The 13,120-nt window shown below is 48.4% G+C and carries 12 protein-coding genes; 1 reads left to right on the forward strand and 11 read right to left on the reverse strand.

The features are described from left to right. From PHE17_RS09740 to PHE17_RS09790, 11 genes are all read right to left on the reverse strand, one after another. Complete coding sequence (locus PHE17_RS09740) at nucleotides 1-936, reverse strand: hypothetical protein (protein ID WP_301015653.1); 936 nt, start codon at nucleotides 934-936, stop codon at nucleotides 1-3. 76 nt (nucleotides 937-1,012) lie between these two features. Then, a complete protein-coding gene (locus PHE17_RS09745) occupies nucleotides 1,013-1,963 on the reverse strand; it encodes a hypothetical protein (protein WP_301015654.1) in 951 nt (316 codons plus the stop codon). Nucleotides 1,964-2,039: 76 nt separating this feature from the next. Further along, nucleotides 2,040-2,726 (reverse strand): hypothetical protein, encoded by a 687-nt coding sequence (locus PHE17_RS09750; RefSeq protein WP_301015655.1) that lies wholly within the window; start codon nucleotides 2,724-2,726, stop codon nucleotides 2,040-2,042. 254 nt (nucleotides 2,727-2,980) lie between these two features. Next, nucleotides 2,981-4,690 (reverse strand): hybrid sensor histidine kinase/response regulator, encoded by a 1,710-nt coding sequence (locus PHE17_RS09755; protein WP_301015656.1) that lies wholly within the window; start codon nucleotides 4,688-4,690, stop codon nucleotides 2,981-2,983. Between the two features lie 56 nt (nucleotides 4,691-4,746). Then, nucleotides 4,747-5,373 (reverse strand): response regulator transcription factor, encoded by a 627-nt coding sequence (locus tag PHE17_RS09760; protein WP_301015657.1) that lies wholly within the window; start codon nucleotides 5,371-5,373, stop codon nucleotides 4,747-4,749. Beyond that, the gene (locus tag PHE17_RS09765) at nucleotides 5,373-6,410 is read right to left on the reverse strand and encodes a hypothetical protein (RefSeq protein WP_301015658.1); all 1,038 of its coding nucleotides are present in this window, start codon (nucleotides 6,408-6,410) and stop codon (nucleotides 5,373-5,375) included. Before PHE17_RS09765 ends, PHE17_RS09760 begins: the two co-directional genes overlap by 1 nt. A 170-nt stretch (nucleotides 6,411-6,580) precedes the next feature. Beyond that, entirely contained in the window at nucleotides 6,581-7,225 is a 645-nt protein-coding gene (coq7, locus tag PHE17_RS09770; RefSeq protein ID WP_301015659.1) for a 2-polyprenyl-3-methyl-6-methoxy-1,4-benzoquinone monooxygenase, read from the reverse strand. Nucleotides 7,226-7,246: 21 nt separating this feature from the next. Then, nucleotides 7,247-8,005 (reverse strand): thiol:disulfide interchange protein DsbA/DsbL, encoded by a 759-nt coding sequence (locus PHE17_RS09775; RefSeq protein WP_301015660.1) that lies wholly within the window; start codon nucleotides 8,003-8,005, stop codon nucleotides 7,247-7,249. An 83-nt stretch (nucleotides 8,006-8,088) separates the two neighbouring features. Beyond that, nucleotides 8,089-9,267 carry a c-type cytochrome biogenesis protein CcsB gene (ccsB, locus tag PHE17_RS09780; protein ID WP_301015661.1) on the reverse strand — a complete coding sequence of 393 codons (1,179 nt, stop codon included), beginning with the start codon at nucleotides 9,265-9,267 and terminating at the stop codon, nucleotides 8,089-8,091. Continuing rightward, the gene (locus PHE17_RS09785; RefSeq protein ID WP_301015662.1) at nucleotides 9,242-11,257 is read right to left on the reverse strand and encodes a cytochrome c biogenesis protein ResB; all 2,016 of its coding nucleotides are present in this window, start codon (nucleotides 11,255-11,257) and stop codon (nucleotides 9,242-9,244) included. The genes ccsB and PHE17_RS09785 overlap by 26 nt, the downstream gene beginning before the upstream one ends. A 96-nt stretch (nucleotides 11,258-11,353) precedes the next feature. Next, nucleotides 11,354-11,965 carry a c-type cytochrome gene (locus tag PHE17_RS09790; RefSeq protein WP_301015663.1) on the reverse strand — a complete coding sequence of 204 codons (612 nt, stop codon included), beginning with the start codon at nucleotides 11,963-11,965 and terminating at the stop codon, nucleotides 11,354-11,356. Between the two features lie 309 nt (nucleotides 11,966-12,274). Here PHE17_RS09790 and yihA point away from each other — a divergent pair, with 309 nt between their 5' ends. Continuing rightward, entirely contained in the window at nucleotides 12,275-12,868 is a 594-nt protein-coding gene (gene yihA / locus PHE17_RS09795; RefSeq protein WP_301015664.1) for a ribosome biogenesis GTP-binding protein YihA/YsxC, read from the forward strand. Nucleotides 12,869-13,120 lie beyond the last annotated feature (252 nt).

Below are 13,120 nucleotides of genomic sequence, written 5' to 3' on the forward strand. Positions count from 1 at the left end.
TTAAGTGAGCGACGAGGGTGGTTTTCCACGCAAATGGTAAACCAAGATCATAACTGCTGTAATCATATGACTGCTCGCCATAGGCAACCCCCAAATGAAAAATGATTGCACAGTTAAAGGATAGAATATAGCACTTATAATGCTACCATGATGATCCTCCACAGGAATAATCGCCCCAAAAGGATAGGAAATACAAATAACACCAATCAATATAATGGCAAGTTGGATAAAAATGATCTTAATAATTCCAGCAGTAGATAATCCAGTAAGATGCTCTGCTTTAATGGCATATGATGCTATCATAACTCGCTCAGTAGCACCCAATATAACGCCGGGAATAAAAGGAATCAACAGTATTATAAGCCCACCTAGCACACCAGTATAAGCCAAGGCAATATCAGGTATTTCATTTATAAATATATTTTTATAATCAGAAATCATTGGAAAGAAATAACCGACTATATCAGTATACTTTTCTATTGACTTAGCAAAGTTCAAAAACAATTCAGGGAAGGCTCCTAATGTTATTATAGCGGTTATAAGGTATATGGCTGAAATAATCATCATGGGAAGTGCTGTTACCCCAAACCAACTAAAGTTATTAGGAGCGCTCACCGCTTCACTAAAAGTAGTAGGGCATACTTCAGCAGGTCTCCTGATCCAGGGATAAACATCAACCACAATACCGATAATAAAAAGGATAAGCAGAGCAGTCGTATCTCCAAGCAATAATCCTGAATACATTCCAATGAGAGCACCTTTATTTCTGTACAAGCCGCCATAGAAACCCCGTCCAACTCTCTGCCAAGCACCAACTTTTTGCTCTACAGTAGGCGTTTCCATGTGCTTTAGGTGCTTACTCAAGAAAAAAAAGACGATGAGCGGCACTATTATCAGCCTTGATATGCCAGCCCAATCAACATCATTAAAAGTCATTACAAATCCCCCATTCCCTATATTGCAAAAAGCCATCGCCAGATTAATGGTGATGGCTTTAGTCAGTATCGAAGCATTAATGTGCTGCTAACATACCATTGGCGGATTTTGTATTAGATGCCCCAAATGAACGAACAGTTGCACTCTGTAACTTGGAATAATCTTTCCATGCAACGGAATTGTTACTTGCGGGAGTGGAGATCGTTTTAGGTGATGCTGGAGGTGATAGAGTTTTTGTTTTGGATGGCTGGCTGATGCCAAGCGATGTAGCGGCTTTCTTAACCAAAGGTGTGACCATTTTAACCGCACCATTTTTTACCCCATCACCGAAGAAATAGGATACAGCACCATAACCAACGGCTCCTACCACCCCTGCTGCAAGAATAACAGGAGCAGAAGCTACGCCAACAACTCCAACAGCCACTGCACCAGCCGCAATTCCAAGCCCAACATCTATGGATGAAACAATAGCTCTCGCGGTTGCAGCACTTTTACTTCCTGTGTTGAGATATTCTGCTCTAGCATCAGCACCCACCCCAATTGCGGCAAGAGGCAAAGCAACCTTACTTAGTACCTTACCAGCAGGCGCAAATTTCGTCACTACATTCGCAGAAGCTTTCGCTGTACTGGGAACGGCTTTGGCAAGTGCCTTAGTACCGCCTATTGCCCCGGCTTTGGCAATGTCTATTTTGCGTGCATTAATTGTTGCAGCAGTGCTAGGTTTATTTTTCGCCGCCTGCAATGCGTTATCATAGTTGGAAAGTATCTTTTTAGTTGCCACGGTTGCCACTGCCTTGTCTGCAAAGTTGTGCGCAAGACCGACAGCACTCACCGTGTTGGCGACTGCGGTAGCTTTCTTCGCTGCTGTTGAGGTTGCAGGCACTGCTGTTTTCACCGTGGTGGTTGCGGTAACTGCTTTCTTCGCTGTTGTGGTTGCTGTGACCACTTTTTTGGCCGTATTAGTGATAGCGGTAGCCACGTTTTTCACTGCTGTAATTGCTTTTGATATGCTGCTTAAAATTCCCATTTCTCGTCTCCACTGTGTATTGTATACGGCATAAATTTAGAGCAGGTTGAGCATTGGGAAATGCTCAACCGTGAAATCAGCTAGCAAATGCAAGTTGCCCTGCTTGGCTATTGGATAGATTTCTTAGTGAGCTTGACACAGTGCTTTGAGCAAGCCCCTTGTTATCAACCCAGCTAATGGAGGAAATGTTGCTTCCTTGTGTACTTGCTCCAGCCTTAATTACAGGTGCAACAGCCTTTACTATGGGTACAGCGATTTTGACTATAGGTGTAACCGCCTTGACCACAGATTTGACTACATTAACTATAGGCGTAACTGCTTTGACTACGGATGTGACTGCTTTTGTTACAGGTGCAGCCGCTTTCACCACTGGGGCAGGAGCAGATACTTTAGTTGTAGCTTTAACTACTTTGATTACAGGTGTAATTGCTTTTACAGCAGGTATAACTGCTTTTACAACAGACACAGCAGCCTTTGCTATCGGTAAAGGGGTTTTTGCTTTGACTGCCGAGACAAGCGTTTTGGTTGCATTGACAACGGGGGCGATTGTTTTAGCTATACTAACTGCTTTTATAACTGGGGCAGCGAACTTGGCTACAGACGCAACTACTGCGGCTACTGGTGCAAAGGTCATGAGTACAGGTGCAACTGCCGCTATCACAGGTGCAGCCGCCTTAACTACCTTTACTACAGGTGCAACCACCTTTCCCACGGCGGTAACGGCTTTTTTTATGGCATTACCAATTTTGCTAAAAAGTCCCATATCTGTTTTCTCCTCACAATTTATCGATCATTTACAAAATACGTGCAGTGTGCACATTCATCTTCATGTCGTGAAATGCAATTTGCACTAACCTATCAGTGCTATTTTCAAAAATTAAGCATCAAGCTGAGAAGTGCGGTCTGTTTTATTGCCCCATTAGAAACTGAATGCGGGCTTAAGTATCGCTGTGCAAATCACATTTGACAAGTATTGATCAGTTATACAGTTATAACTAAATATCGTTTTTTATAACTTTAGTTATAATCCGCTATCATTTTTTTTAACACAGTCGGATTAATCGGTTTATAGCTGACCAGAATGCTCAATTTCTCCAGCTTTTCCACCAAAATTGGTGAAGTATTGCCAGTAATCAATAGTGCAGGTATATCCCGCCCCGCCAATTCCCGCAGTTGTTGGATAACCTCAACCCCATCCTGCTCTGCATTCAGTTGATAATCGCTGATGATGAAGTCCATATCTGGGTGTTCGGCAATCAGTGCTTCCGGTTCTGGTGTTTGGCTGATAATGACGTTATATCCCCATAAAGTCAGCAGAGTTTGCAGAGATTCCAATACATGTTCATCATCTTCCACCACCAATACTTTGTCTTGACGGGGATTGGAAAGGGAAAGCAGCAATTCGGTATCAGCACATTGCAGGGTAGGTGGATTGGCGAGTGGGACGGTGATGGAAAACGTGCAGCCTTTGCCCGGTTGTGACCACAGTTTGATTTCATGCTCCAGCGATGCTGATAAGCGTTTGACAATGGCAAGCCCTAAGCCCAAACCTCGGCTGCGTTTTCGTTCGGGGTTATGCAGTTGGTAAAATTCGCGGAAAATGCTTTCTTGTTCCTGAAACGGGATACCCACGCCATTATCACGGATTTCAATGCGTAAATACTTACCCTGCCGCCGTCCGCCGATCAGGATGCCCCCACGTCCCCCCATGTGTTTGATGGCATTGTGTACAAGGTTTTGGGTGATGCGCCCCAACAACGTGGGGTCGGAGTGGATATATGCACAGGTGCTGACGTAGCGCAAAACCAGCCCCGCTTCCTCTGCCTGTGGTTTACATTGTTGGTAGATGTGCCGGAAGAGGTCGTTCAGTGGGAACACCTGCTTGTGCACCGTTTGTTTGCCCGCATCCAATTGGGCAACATCTAACATGGCGTTGAGCAAGCCATTCAGTGCACTGATGGATGCCCCCATGCCCTCAATAATGTGCTGCTCTTGCGAGTTGGATGCCCGTACTTTTTCCAAGGAATGTTGGAAAAATTGGAGGGCCTGCAAGGGTTGGCGTAAATCATGGCTGGCAGCAGCAAGAAAACGGGTTTTTTCAAGGCTTGCCCGTTCTGCCCGCTGTTTTTCTTCCGCCAATTGTTGGGCGAGTAGGGCTTTTTCTTCACGTTGTTCCAGCGTATCCATCAGGAAGCCGTGCAGGTTCAAAGCGAATGCTGTGCAAGCCAACATGTACACGATGAGGGTAATGCCAAACCAAACATGAAAAATACCTTCATTCACAAAAGTGCCAATCAGCGCAGGTAGCAAGGTGCAGAACATGAAGGAGATGAGCGAAGGTAAGTGGAAAAGGGTCGCCAGTACACCGCCTGTGAATACGCCACCCAGAATAATGGTGAATATAACGGCAGCTTGCGCCTGTGCAATGCCCACGTCCCCAACGAAGAATACCCAACCTGCGCCCCATACAAAGCCGTTGAAAGAGCAAACGATGGTTGAAAGGTAAGGCCAGAATTGCGTGGTGCGGTAGCTGTTATAGTTGGCATGATAAATAATGAAGGCAAGCCAGAAGCTGTTGATGACCAATTGTGGGGCTAACCACAGCCTCATGTAACGGGACTGGGGTATGTCCGTTGGAAAGATGAGGTAGGTAACGTAGGCAATTAACATGACACCCACAGCCCCAATGAAGGTACTGATGCTTTCCAAGCGGATGCGTTCTTCCAAGACATCTTCTGCCCGTAAGTTACGCTGGGGCAAAAAGGGCTTGGGTAGCCAATGCGTTAGCAAATGAACCCCCGGTTCCTTGCAATTTGAACGGCATGGCGACGGTTATCCGCATCTAATATTTTTAATATGGCATAGAAATGTTGTTTGATTGTCCCTTCGGTTAAGTTGAGTTCTTTGGCAATTTCCTTGTTGCTTTGCCCAGTGCTGGCCAATGATAGGATGCCGATGTGACGGGCAGACAGTGGGGTATTTATCGTATGGGATTGTGCATAAGGGTTTTCCAACAGTTTACGGGGAAGGTAGATATAACCTCCGAGTAAGCGCTTGATGGCAGCGACCAGCATATCAGTTGATAGATTTTTGGGAATGAAGCCGATAGCTCCTGCATCTATTGCTTCCCAAATCCTATGCACTGAGTGATCACCTGACATAATGGTTATATGTAGTTGGGGGTGTGTTTCCCGAAGTTCGGTCAAATGTTGGAGGCTATCAACGCCTGAGTCCGAAAAAATACGGTCTAATAGCATCAAGCTGATCGAGGGATGGCGTTTGAGAAGGGTTTTTGCAGCGTCAATGTCAAGAGCCTGATGAATGCACAAGTCGGGAATGTGCAACGGTAGTGTTGCCATCAAGCCCGCTAGGAACTGTGGATGATCATCGGTAATCAAAATGTGTGGCATTACTTGCCCTCCAACAACGCTGCGGTCAGGTCAGCATTGAGTTCGATAAATTTGCGGTTATTCCAGAAAAAGATCGGGTCGTCGCCCATGTCATGCCTGCCCGCCCGATGAAAGATGTGGTTGCGGGGGAACAGTGCTGTGCCGAGTTCGTGGAATAGCTCCCTAACTTCCCGTTTGGTTTTTGCGCCCAGTGGGTAGCTGTCAGGGGCGTTGGGATTGTTGGTGTGCAGTTCAAAATCATCATCACACATCAGGATGAAGTCGTGGTTGGCTTCATCCAGCCAGAGCGTCACGATGATTTCGTCTGCTGTTTTGATCTTATAAGAGCCGGGGGTATCGTGGAATTGTGTCACCACGATGCAATCATCCATGCACTCAATCTTGCCGAAGACAATTTTGATTTTGCGCGGAATCAGCGAGCCAATGTCGATGGGGCTTTCCAGCGTATAGGCGATCTTGAAGCTACTGTTTTTACTTTTAGGGGTGAGTTTGAAACTGAAATAGCAGTTCTTATGCAGGCTGGCATCATGCCTGAACTTGCGCCAGTAGCCCGTCTTGGGAATGACACTGAAAAAGTCGTTTTCGTCAAAGAAATGCCGCATCACTTTGTATTTATCGGCAATGGTTTTAACGATCAGGGTGTACCAAAACCCCATGGTTTTATTGACGGCTTTATCTTCTTGCAGGTAGTGCGCCAGTTGTTGGTTGTGGGTTTCTTCGGGCGTGTCTTTGCTGAGTAGTTTATACATGCCGCCCTTCAGCTTTTTGACATAACTTTCCAGTTGAGGGTTGCCATCCGTTTGGATCATACCTTTTGCACCAAAGATATGGTCGGAACCAATACCAAGCAAAGCTAACAGCTCTTCCATTTTTTCTTTGTCGACGCCGATGCTTTTGGTTTTATTAGTTGACAAGATTTCACGGATATAACGTTCGGAAACACTTAACTTATCGGCAAGCTGCTTTTGGGTCAGGCCAATACCCGCAATGCGGCTCCTAAGTTGAGTCGCTTCGTGATTACCGATTTTCAGTTTCATGCCGACACTTCAGGCTGAGATTTTTGGGCGTGATAAAAACTTGGAATATGTACGGATATTAGTCGATGTGATTATTTTATGGAAGCTATCGGGGCGACCAATAGGAACAGACATGCAAAAAAAGCACATCCAGTTCCTAGTGGATTAAAAAAGGCGGGGGAGAAGAGGGGTCAGACGTAATAAGTACTCTTAGTCATCACTTTCGACATCAGCGGCATTAAGAACTTACGCACCGGGAACGGCAGTTTCGCCCCGCCGGATTGCATCGCCACATCGCCGTGATGCGCTTCGTCTTCTTTCATTTTTTGTAAGATTGCCATGTCTGCCAAAGCGTGCGCAGGAAGGCGGTTGATGTGTTCTTCCAGATGCTTGATCACTTGGTCTTCGGTTTCTTTGACGAAGCCTAAGCTCCATTTGTCACCGATTTTGCCCGCAAGTGCACCGATGGTGAAGGAACCCCAGTAGAAAAACGGGTTCAGCAGGCTTTTGCGGCTGCCCACTTCCTGTAAGCGTTTGTCTGTCCAGTTGAGGTGGTCGTTTTCTTCCATCGCGGCGCGATCCATCTGTTCACGGATGTCGTCGCGGTTGGCGGTCATCGCCTGCCCACGGTAAAGCCCTTGGGCAGACACTTCGCCGGTATGGTTGATGCGCATCAGCCGACCGATCAGGGTGCGTTCCTCATCGGTCAGGGGGGCGGTTTCCTGCACGCCTTCTGCTGGGTTGGGGCGTTCGGTCGTCGGTGCAGTGGCGTGGACGACACGCAATGACTGGTCGACTTCGATCAGGATTTTGTCCAGCAGATTGAGCTTACGCATAAAACCTCCCGCTTTGTATCATTACGGTTTGCTGCTCAGGTACTTGATGGCTTGCAACAAGTTTTCTTCGCTGCCGACCCTGCTAGGGCTGGTCATGTATTTGCCATTGATGATGATGACAGGTACAGAGTCAGCTTTGGAACGTTGACCAATTTCGTCTGAGCGGGCGAGGTCAGCTTGCATTTCCATGGATTGCATTGCGCCTTTGACCTGATCAGGGGTGAAGCCCATGTTAGCGAAGAAACGCTGCATGGCGTCCTCATCGTTAATTTCGCGGCGTTGGGTGTGCAGTGCTTCAAATATCTGGATATGGACGTGCTTTGCGCCTGTTGGGTCAAGCATTTGTCCGACGTAGAACAGTTTCGCATGGAATGCCCAGCGCGGGCTGAGGGTGGCAGGAACCCGGCGGAAGACAACATTGTCCGGCTTGGTTTGCAGGAATTTATTAAGGGTTGGTTCCAATGCGCGGCAATGTGGGCAACCGTACCAGAACATTTCAACCACTTCGGTTTTGCCCGGTGGGACTTGGGTTGGAATGGGGGGTGAAATTACAGTGTAATGCACGCCTTCCCTGAACTCCATCGGCGCAGGTGCGGGAGCTACGGGCGCTTGTTGGACTTGCGGTGTTGGGGCTGGCGTCACAGCGGCTACTGTTGTCAGTGCAGGCTTGGCTGGCTGGTTGTTGACAGCCTGTGCTTGCGTGGATTCGGATAAACAACCCGCTAATGTCAATGCGGCTGTCAATATCACGCCGCAGGTGCGGCTAAACACTCGTTTCATTTATGGTATCTCCCTGTGTATTCTCTATTCAGCGCTCACTTATCATTCGGTGTGGCTTCTTCGCTAGGACAACATTTACCTGCTTAAAGTTCGCCGTAGGAATGCAATCCTGACAGGAACATGTTGACGCCAAGGAACGCAAACACGGTGACAAACAATCCAATAATGGCCCACCATGCCATCGGTACGCCACGCCAGCCTTTGGAAAGGCGTAGGTGTAACCAAGCAGCATAGTTCAGCCAAACAATCAGCGCCCAAGTTTCCTTGGGGTCCCACGACCAATAACCGCCCCATGCTTCGGCTGCCCACATTGCCCCAAGGATGGTGGCAACAGTGAAAAAGGCAAACCCTAGCGCAATCGCTTTGTAGGTGATGTCGTCTAACATTTCCAAAGGCGGCAGGCGGGTAGCTGCAAAACCTTGTGGGTTGTTTTTCTCACCATTGGCACGTAGCAGGTAGGCTACGCTCACCATCGAAGCGAGGGCAAATGCACCATAGCCAACAAAATTGGCGGGCACATGGATTTTCATCCAATAGCTTTTCAGCGCAGGAACCAGCGGTAAAATTTTGGCTGCGTTACGCTCAAAACTGTACCACAAGAGGAAGCCGACTGCGGCACTAATAACCAATAAAACGAAACCACCGAGCGAGCGGTTTTTGTATTGCTGTTCATAATACAGGTACAGCAAGCCAGTCATCAGGCAGAACAGGATAAACACTTCATATAAGTTGCTGACTGGGATATGTCCGAACTCTGGGTCAATCAGGTAAGACTCGTACCAGCGCACCATCAGCCCGGTAAAGCCCATGATCAGCGCAGCCCAAGTAATGGCGGTGGCGGTTTTTTGGGTAAAGTCACTGTTGGCAAGCAAGCCGCCGAAATAAGCGACGGTCGCCATCACAAACAAAGCACTCATCCACATGATGGCGGATTGGCTAGAGAGCAGGAATTTCAGCCCAAACACGCTTTCCGCATTGGCGTAGCTGCCGCTGTAAAGCCATGCACTGAAGAGGCTGAATACTGCCACGGTCAGCGCGTAAGGTTGGAATGATTTCCAGAACCATCCCAAGGCGACCAAGCCGGGTGCTGTCATTGCCAGAATGCCGATTTCATACGCATCCATCACTTGGCCGTATTGCACGAACACGAATGCGGTGGCAGCGAGTATCAAGCCTGCCCACAGCCAATCAGTCAGCCCTAAGCGCTGGAATAGTCCGGGTTGTTCAATCAGGGAATCAATCATTTCCTGTTGCGTTGCCATGTGTTACCTCTCGTCCGATGGTCTGTGTGAACGTATCTTGTAGGTGCTTGAAATAAAGCTCGAATTCTGGCTGGTTACGGTTACTGCTGCCCGCCAGCACAATTTCTGACTGCTTATCTCCTGCCGGTTTGATCCATACCCATATTCTACGGTGTGAGACATAAAATAACAGAAAGACCCCTATTGCCAGCATGATACTGCCGAGGTAGACCACGCTTTTGCCCGGTGAACGGGTAATTTGCAATCCTGACGCTTCAATCTGTTTGAAGCTGGTCATTTGGATAAGCCACGGCGAGCCGTAGGATGAAATCTTATCAATGGCAAGCAAGCTGTCGTCAAAGAACATCCAGTCAGCTTCGTTGGGTTCGCCAGTTACACCTTCTTGCTTGAGGGTTTCCTGATACACCGCCCGCATTGACGCATTTAGGACTTTCATAAAGGCTTCCGACGCCGCTTCGCGCTTGTCTTCGGGGAAGCGGGTGGTGATTTCCTGCATGATCCCATCCGAACCCTTGGTGGCAAAAATGCTGGTCAAGTGCACCATAGATTCGATCACCTGATTTTCCACATCGGCATTCTGCATCTGGGCTTGCTGCATGGATGTACGGGTTGTCTCAAGCGCTGATTTTTTCACAAGTTCGGTGTTTTGCAAATCCGACAAAAACCGCATAAAGCGCCCTGTGCCACCTTTGGTATCCACCGGAATGTGCAAATAACGGAACGGGTCAGCCGGGGAACTGCGCACACCACTGATGAGGTAGTTCTGCCCCTTGATATTGACCGGGTTCATGTAGTTTTGGTATTCCATCGCCTGCCCAGTGGCATCACGCAGCTTGAAAGTGATGCTCGGGCCGATGTTGCGCTTTTTAACTTTGCCGTCCGGTTCTTCCATATCATTGATGTTGAACAGGCGGAAATCTTTTAGTTCCAGCGTGTAGTTTTGTGTGGAACTGCTCAGCTTGTAATCGCGGAAGATATTGCCTTCCACATCTTGCACAGCGAACTGGCTGTTGAAAGGGTGCAAGCGCAGGTTGATCTTGGAGCCACCATCACCGAAGTTAGCTTGATAGATTGCCACGCCGTTGTAGACCAGTGGATGGTTGACCGAAATTGTGGCTTCCAGCGGTTTGGGCAAAGCCTTGTCGTGGATGACCAGATCGCTTTCAAAGGATTTGGGCATCCCGGTGGAATAGTGTTCAACGCGGAAATCTTTCACTTCCACATCAAAGGGCAAGTGTTGCACCAGATAGCCGTCGCGTACCGGCAGGAAAATGATGTTGGCGTGGTTGCCTTCCGGGATGTCTACCGAGCCACGGTAGGTGGCGTTATCCGGTGGCAGTTGGCTGATGGCTGGTACATCGGCGGCGGGGAGGTTGCGGGTTTCCGGTTTAAGGGTTCCCTGCCACTCGCCAATTCTGATGGCGAGGCTGCTATTGTCCAGTATGCCGCCACCAAACAGGATGACGATCATGCCAAGATGGGTCAGCCAATAACCCCAGTGGTTGGCGCGGCCTTTCATGCCCGCGATGACCACGTGGTCGTCCGCCACTTTTTGGCGGGTTTTGAAACCTTGTGCGTGCAGGATGCGCTGCGTCATGGCTTGCGCGGCGGTGTTGTCCATTGGGCTGCTGAGGCTGAGCTGATGCTTCATTGCCCGCAGGGATTTTTCCTGCACGTTTTCGCGGAAATGGCGTAACTCGCGCAAGATGCCGGGAGTGTTGCGTCCTACACAGGTAGCGATGGAAATGACCAACACCACCAAAATCGCAAGGAACCAAGCGGCAGCGTAAACATCGTACAGTCCCATCGACTTGAACAGGTCAAACCAGAAGGGGCCAAACTTGATTTGGTAATCCGTGTAAGGCTGGTTTTGTTTGAGGATAGTGCCAATGATGGACGCAATTGCCAACACTACCAACAAACTGATAGCCAGATTCATGGAACCCAGAAAGTTGATCAGGCGTGTACTGGCAGTGGGTGTGTTTCTCATACCGCGAAGACCATGGTTGCAGGAAGGGGCATTAAAACAACAAAGGGTGACAGATGCCACCCTTTGTTTGGTTTCAGTCCATTACGGAATGGTAACTTACTTCAAACCAGCAATGTACTCTGCTACAGCGTCAATTTCTGCATCAGTCATTTTAGCAGCAACGTTTTGCATCATTTTGCCTGCATCGTTAGCGCGTTCGCCCTTACGGAATGCATTCAACTGATTTTTAACGTAAGTGTTTTGCTGACCGTTCAGTGAAGGGAAGTTAGCAGCCGGGTTGCCAGCGCCTGTTGGGCCGTGGCAGGCAGCGCAAGCGGCAACGCCAGTAGCATTGTTGCCACCTTTGTAAACTTGTTCGCCCAGTGCTACTTTGCTTTGGTCAGCTTCGCCCAGTTTTTTGGGTTGGCTGGCGAAGTAGGCTGCCAAGTCAGCCACATCCTGTTCGCTCAATGGCTTAGCCATAGGGGACATGGTGGCGTTGACACGTTTGTCTTCCTTGAAGTTGGTCAACTGCTTCACGATGTAGCTAGCATGTTGGCCTGCCAGTTTTGGCCATTCAGGGTTAGTGCTGTTACCGTCTGCGCCATGGCAGGCTGCACAAGTCGCGGATTTGGTTTTGCCTGCTTCTGCATTGCCACCTTCTGCCCAAGCAGATGCAGTGATGCTAATTGCCAGGCCAGTCAGTACAAACGCGAGTACTTTTTTCATCTCGAAGTGCTCCTAAGATATCTACAAAATCTGTAATCGTTTAACCGCATCATTTGGTTACTCCCCAGACTAACCAGTACTTGATGCGACGCCCTACCGTCTTTTTGCGGTTGAAGCAATCAACTTGCAATCATGTCCGGCGCTCTTTAAGCTGCACCAGCTTGACCGCAGGCGTACCATAATCCACACGCTCCACAGCCTTTCTTTCGCTACAATCAGCCTCTTGGCTTATACATCGCGAAAAAACGACTGGATTGTATAACATATTCTGCTTCTGTTCCGCAAAAAATATTAGAGAATTCTAACATTATGAACCATTACTTTCAGCAGGCAAGTTTCCTGCAAAGTGCGACAACCCGTAAGACTCTGCCTCCAGAAGGTGGTCTTGAGATTGCTTTTGCAGGCCGCTCTAATGCCGGAAAATCAAGCGTAATCAACGTGGTATGCTCGCAAAAGTCGCTTGCCCGCACCAGTAAAACACCGGGGCGGACGCAGCTAATTAATTTTTTTCGCCTAACAGATGGTCACTTTTTGGTCGACTTGCCGGGCTATGGCTACGCAAAAGTACCGGAAGCGGTGAAGTTGGAGTGGCATAAATTTATTGAATCGTACTTGATGGAAAGGAACACCTTGCGGGGTTTGGTTTTGGTGATGGACATTCGTCACCCGCTGACCGAGTACGACCAAGCGATGTTGGGGTGGGCGCATGGTCGGCGTTTGCCCGTGCATGTCTTGCTGAACAAGGCGGATAAGTTGTCACGCGGTGCGGCAGGTAATGTGTTGCTGACGGTACGCAAGGAGCTTGAGGGGCTTGGTGGTATTTCAGTCCAAACGTTTTCGGCGTTGAATAAGCAAGGTTTGGATGAATGTTGGGCTGTTGCCGAGGCGTGGTTAGGTCGTTGATTGCAAACAGAAAAGAAAGATAAATGAATTTTATCTTTAGGTTATTCAGGATTAGTTAATTTACTGACTAATATGATGTTCCTTATAGAAAAGGAACCCCGGCCAAACAGGGGGTCTAAAAAGCCGGGGCTAATTAAACAGGTTTGGATTGGGGACACCAAACCTGTGTCCGCAAACAGAAAACACAAGCGCCGGGCTTAAGCGCTTAATTATTAAGTGTTCTCTGATAACTTTGCGGAAACTGCAAAATTG

This window comes from Thiothrix sp. (genome assembly GCF_028714775.1).
Lineage (GTDB): Bacteria > Pseudomonadota > Gammaproteobacteria > Thiotrichales > Thiotrichaceae > Thiothrix.

Coding starts and splice junctions, on each gene's coding strand:
- PHE17_RS09745 (WP_301015654.1), bottom strand. CDS start 1,963: ATGGGAATTTTAAGCAGCATATCAAAAGCAATTACAGCAGTGAAAAAC.
- PHE17_RS09775 (WP_301015660.1), bottom strand. CDS start 8,005: ATGAAACGAGTGTTTAGCCGCACCTGCGGCGTGATATTGACAGCCGCA.
- PHE17_RS09765 (WP_301015658.1), bottom strand. CDS start 6,410: ATGAAACTGAAAATCGGTAATCACGAAGCGACTCAACTTAGGAGCCGC.
- PHE17_RS09750 (WP_301015655.1), bottom strand. CDS start 2,726: ATGGGACTTTTTAGCAAAATTGGTAATGCCATAAAAAAAGCCGTTACC.
- ccsB (WP_301015661.1), bottom strand. CDS start 9,267: ATGGCAACGCAACAGGAAATGATTGATTCCCTGATTGAACAACCCGGA.
- PHE17_RS09785 (WP_301015662.1), bottom strand. CDS start 11,257: ATGAGAAACACACCCACTGCCAGTACACGCCTGATCAACTTTCTGGGT.
- PHE17_RS09790 (WP_301015663.1), bottom strand. CDS start 11,965: ATGAAAAAAGTACTCGCGTTTGTACTGACTGGCCTGGCAATTAGCATC.
- yihA (WP_301015664.1), top strand. CDS start 12,275: ATGAACCATTACTTTCAGCAGGCAAGTTTCCTGCAAAGTGCGACAACC.
- PHE17_RS09740 (WP_301015653.1), bottom strand. CDS start 936: ATGACTTTTAATGATGTTGATTGGGCTGGCATATCAAGGCTGATAATA.
- coq7 (WP_301015659.1), bottom strand. CDS start 7,225: ATGCGTAAGCTCAATCTGCTGGACAAAATCCTGATCGAAGTCGACCAG.
- PHE17_RS09760 (WP_301015657.1), bottom strand. CDS start 5,373: ATGCCACACATTTTGATTACCGATGATCATCCACAGTTCCTAGCGGGC.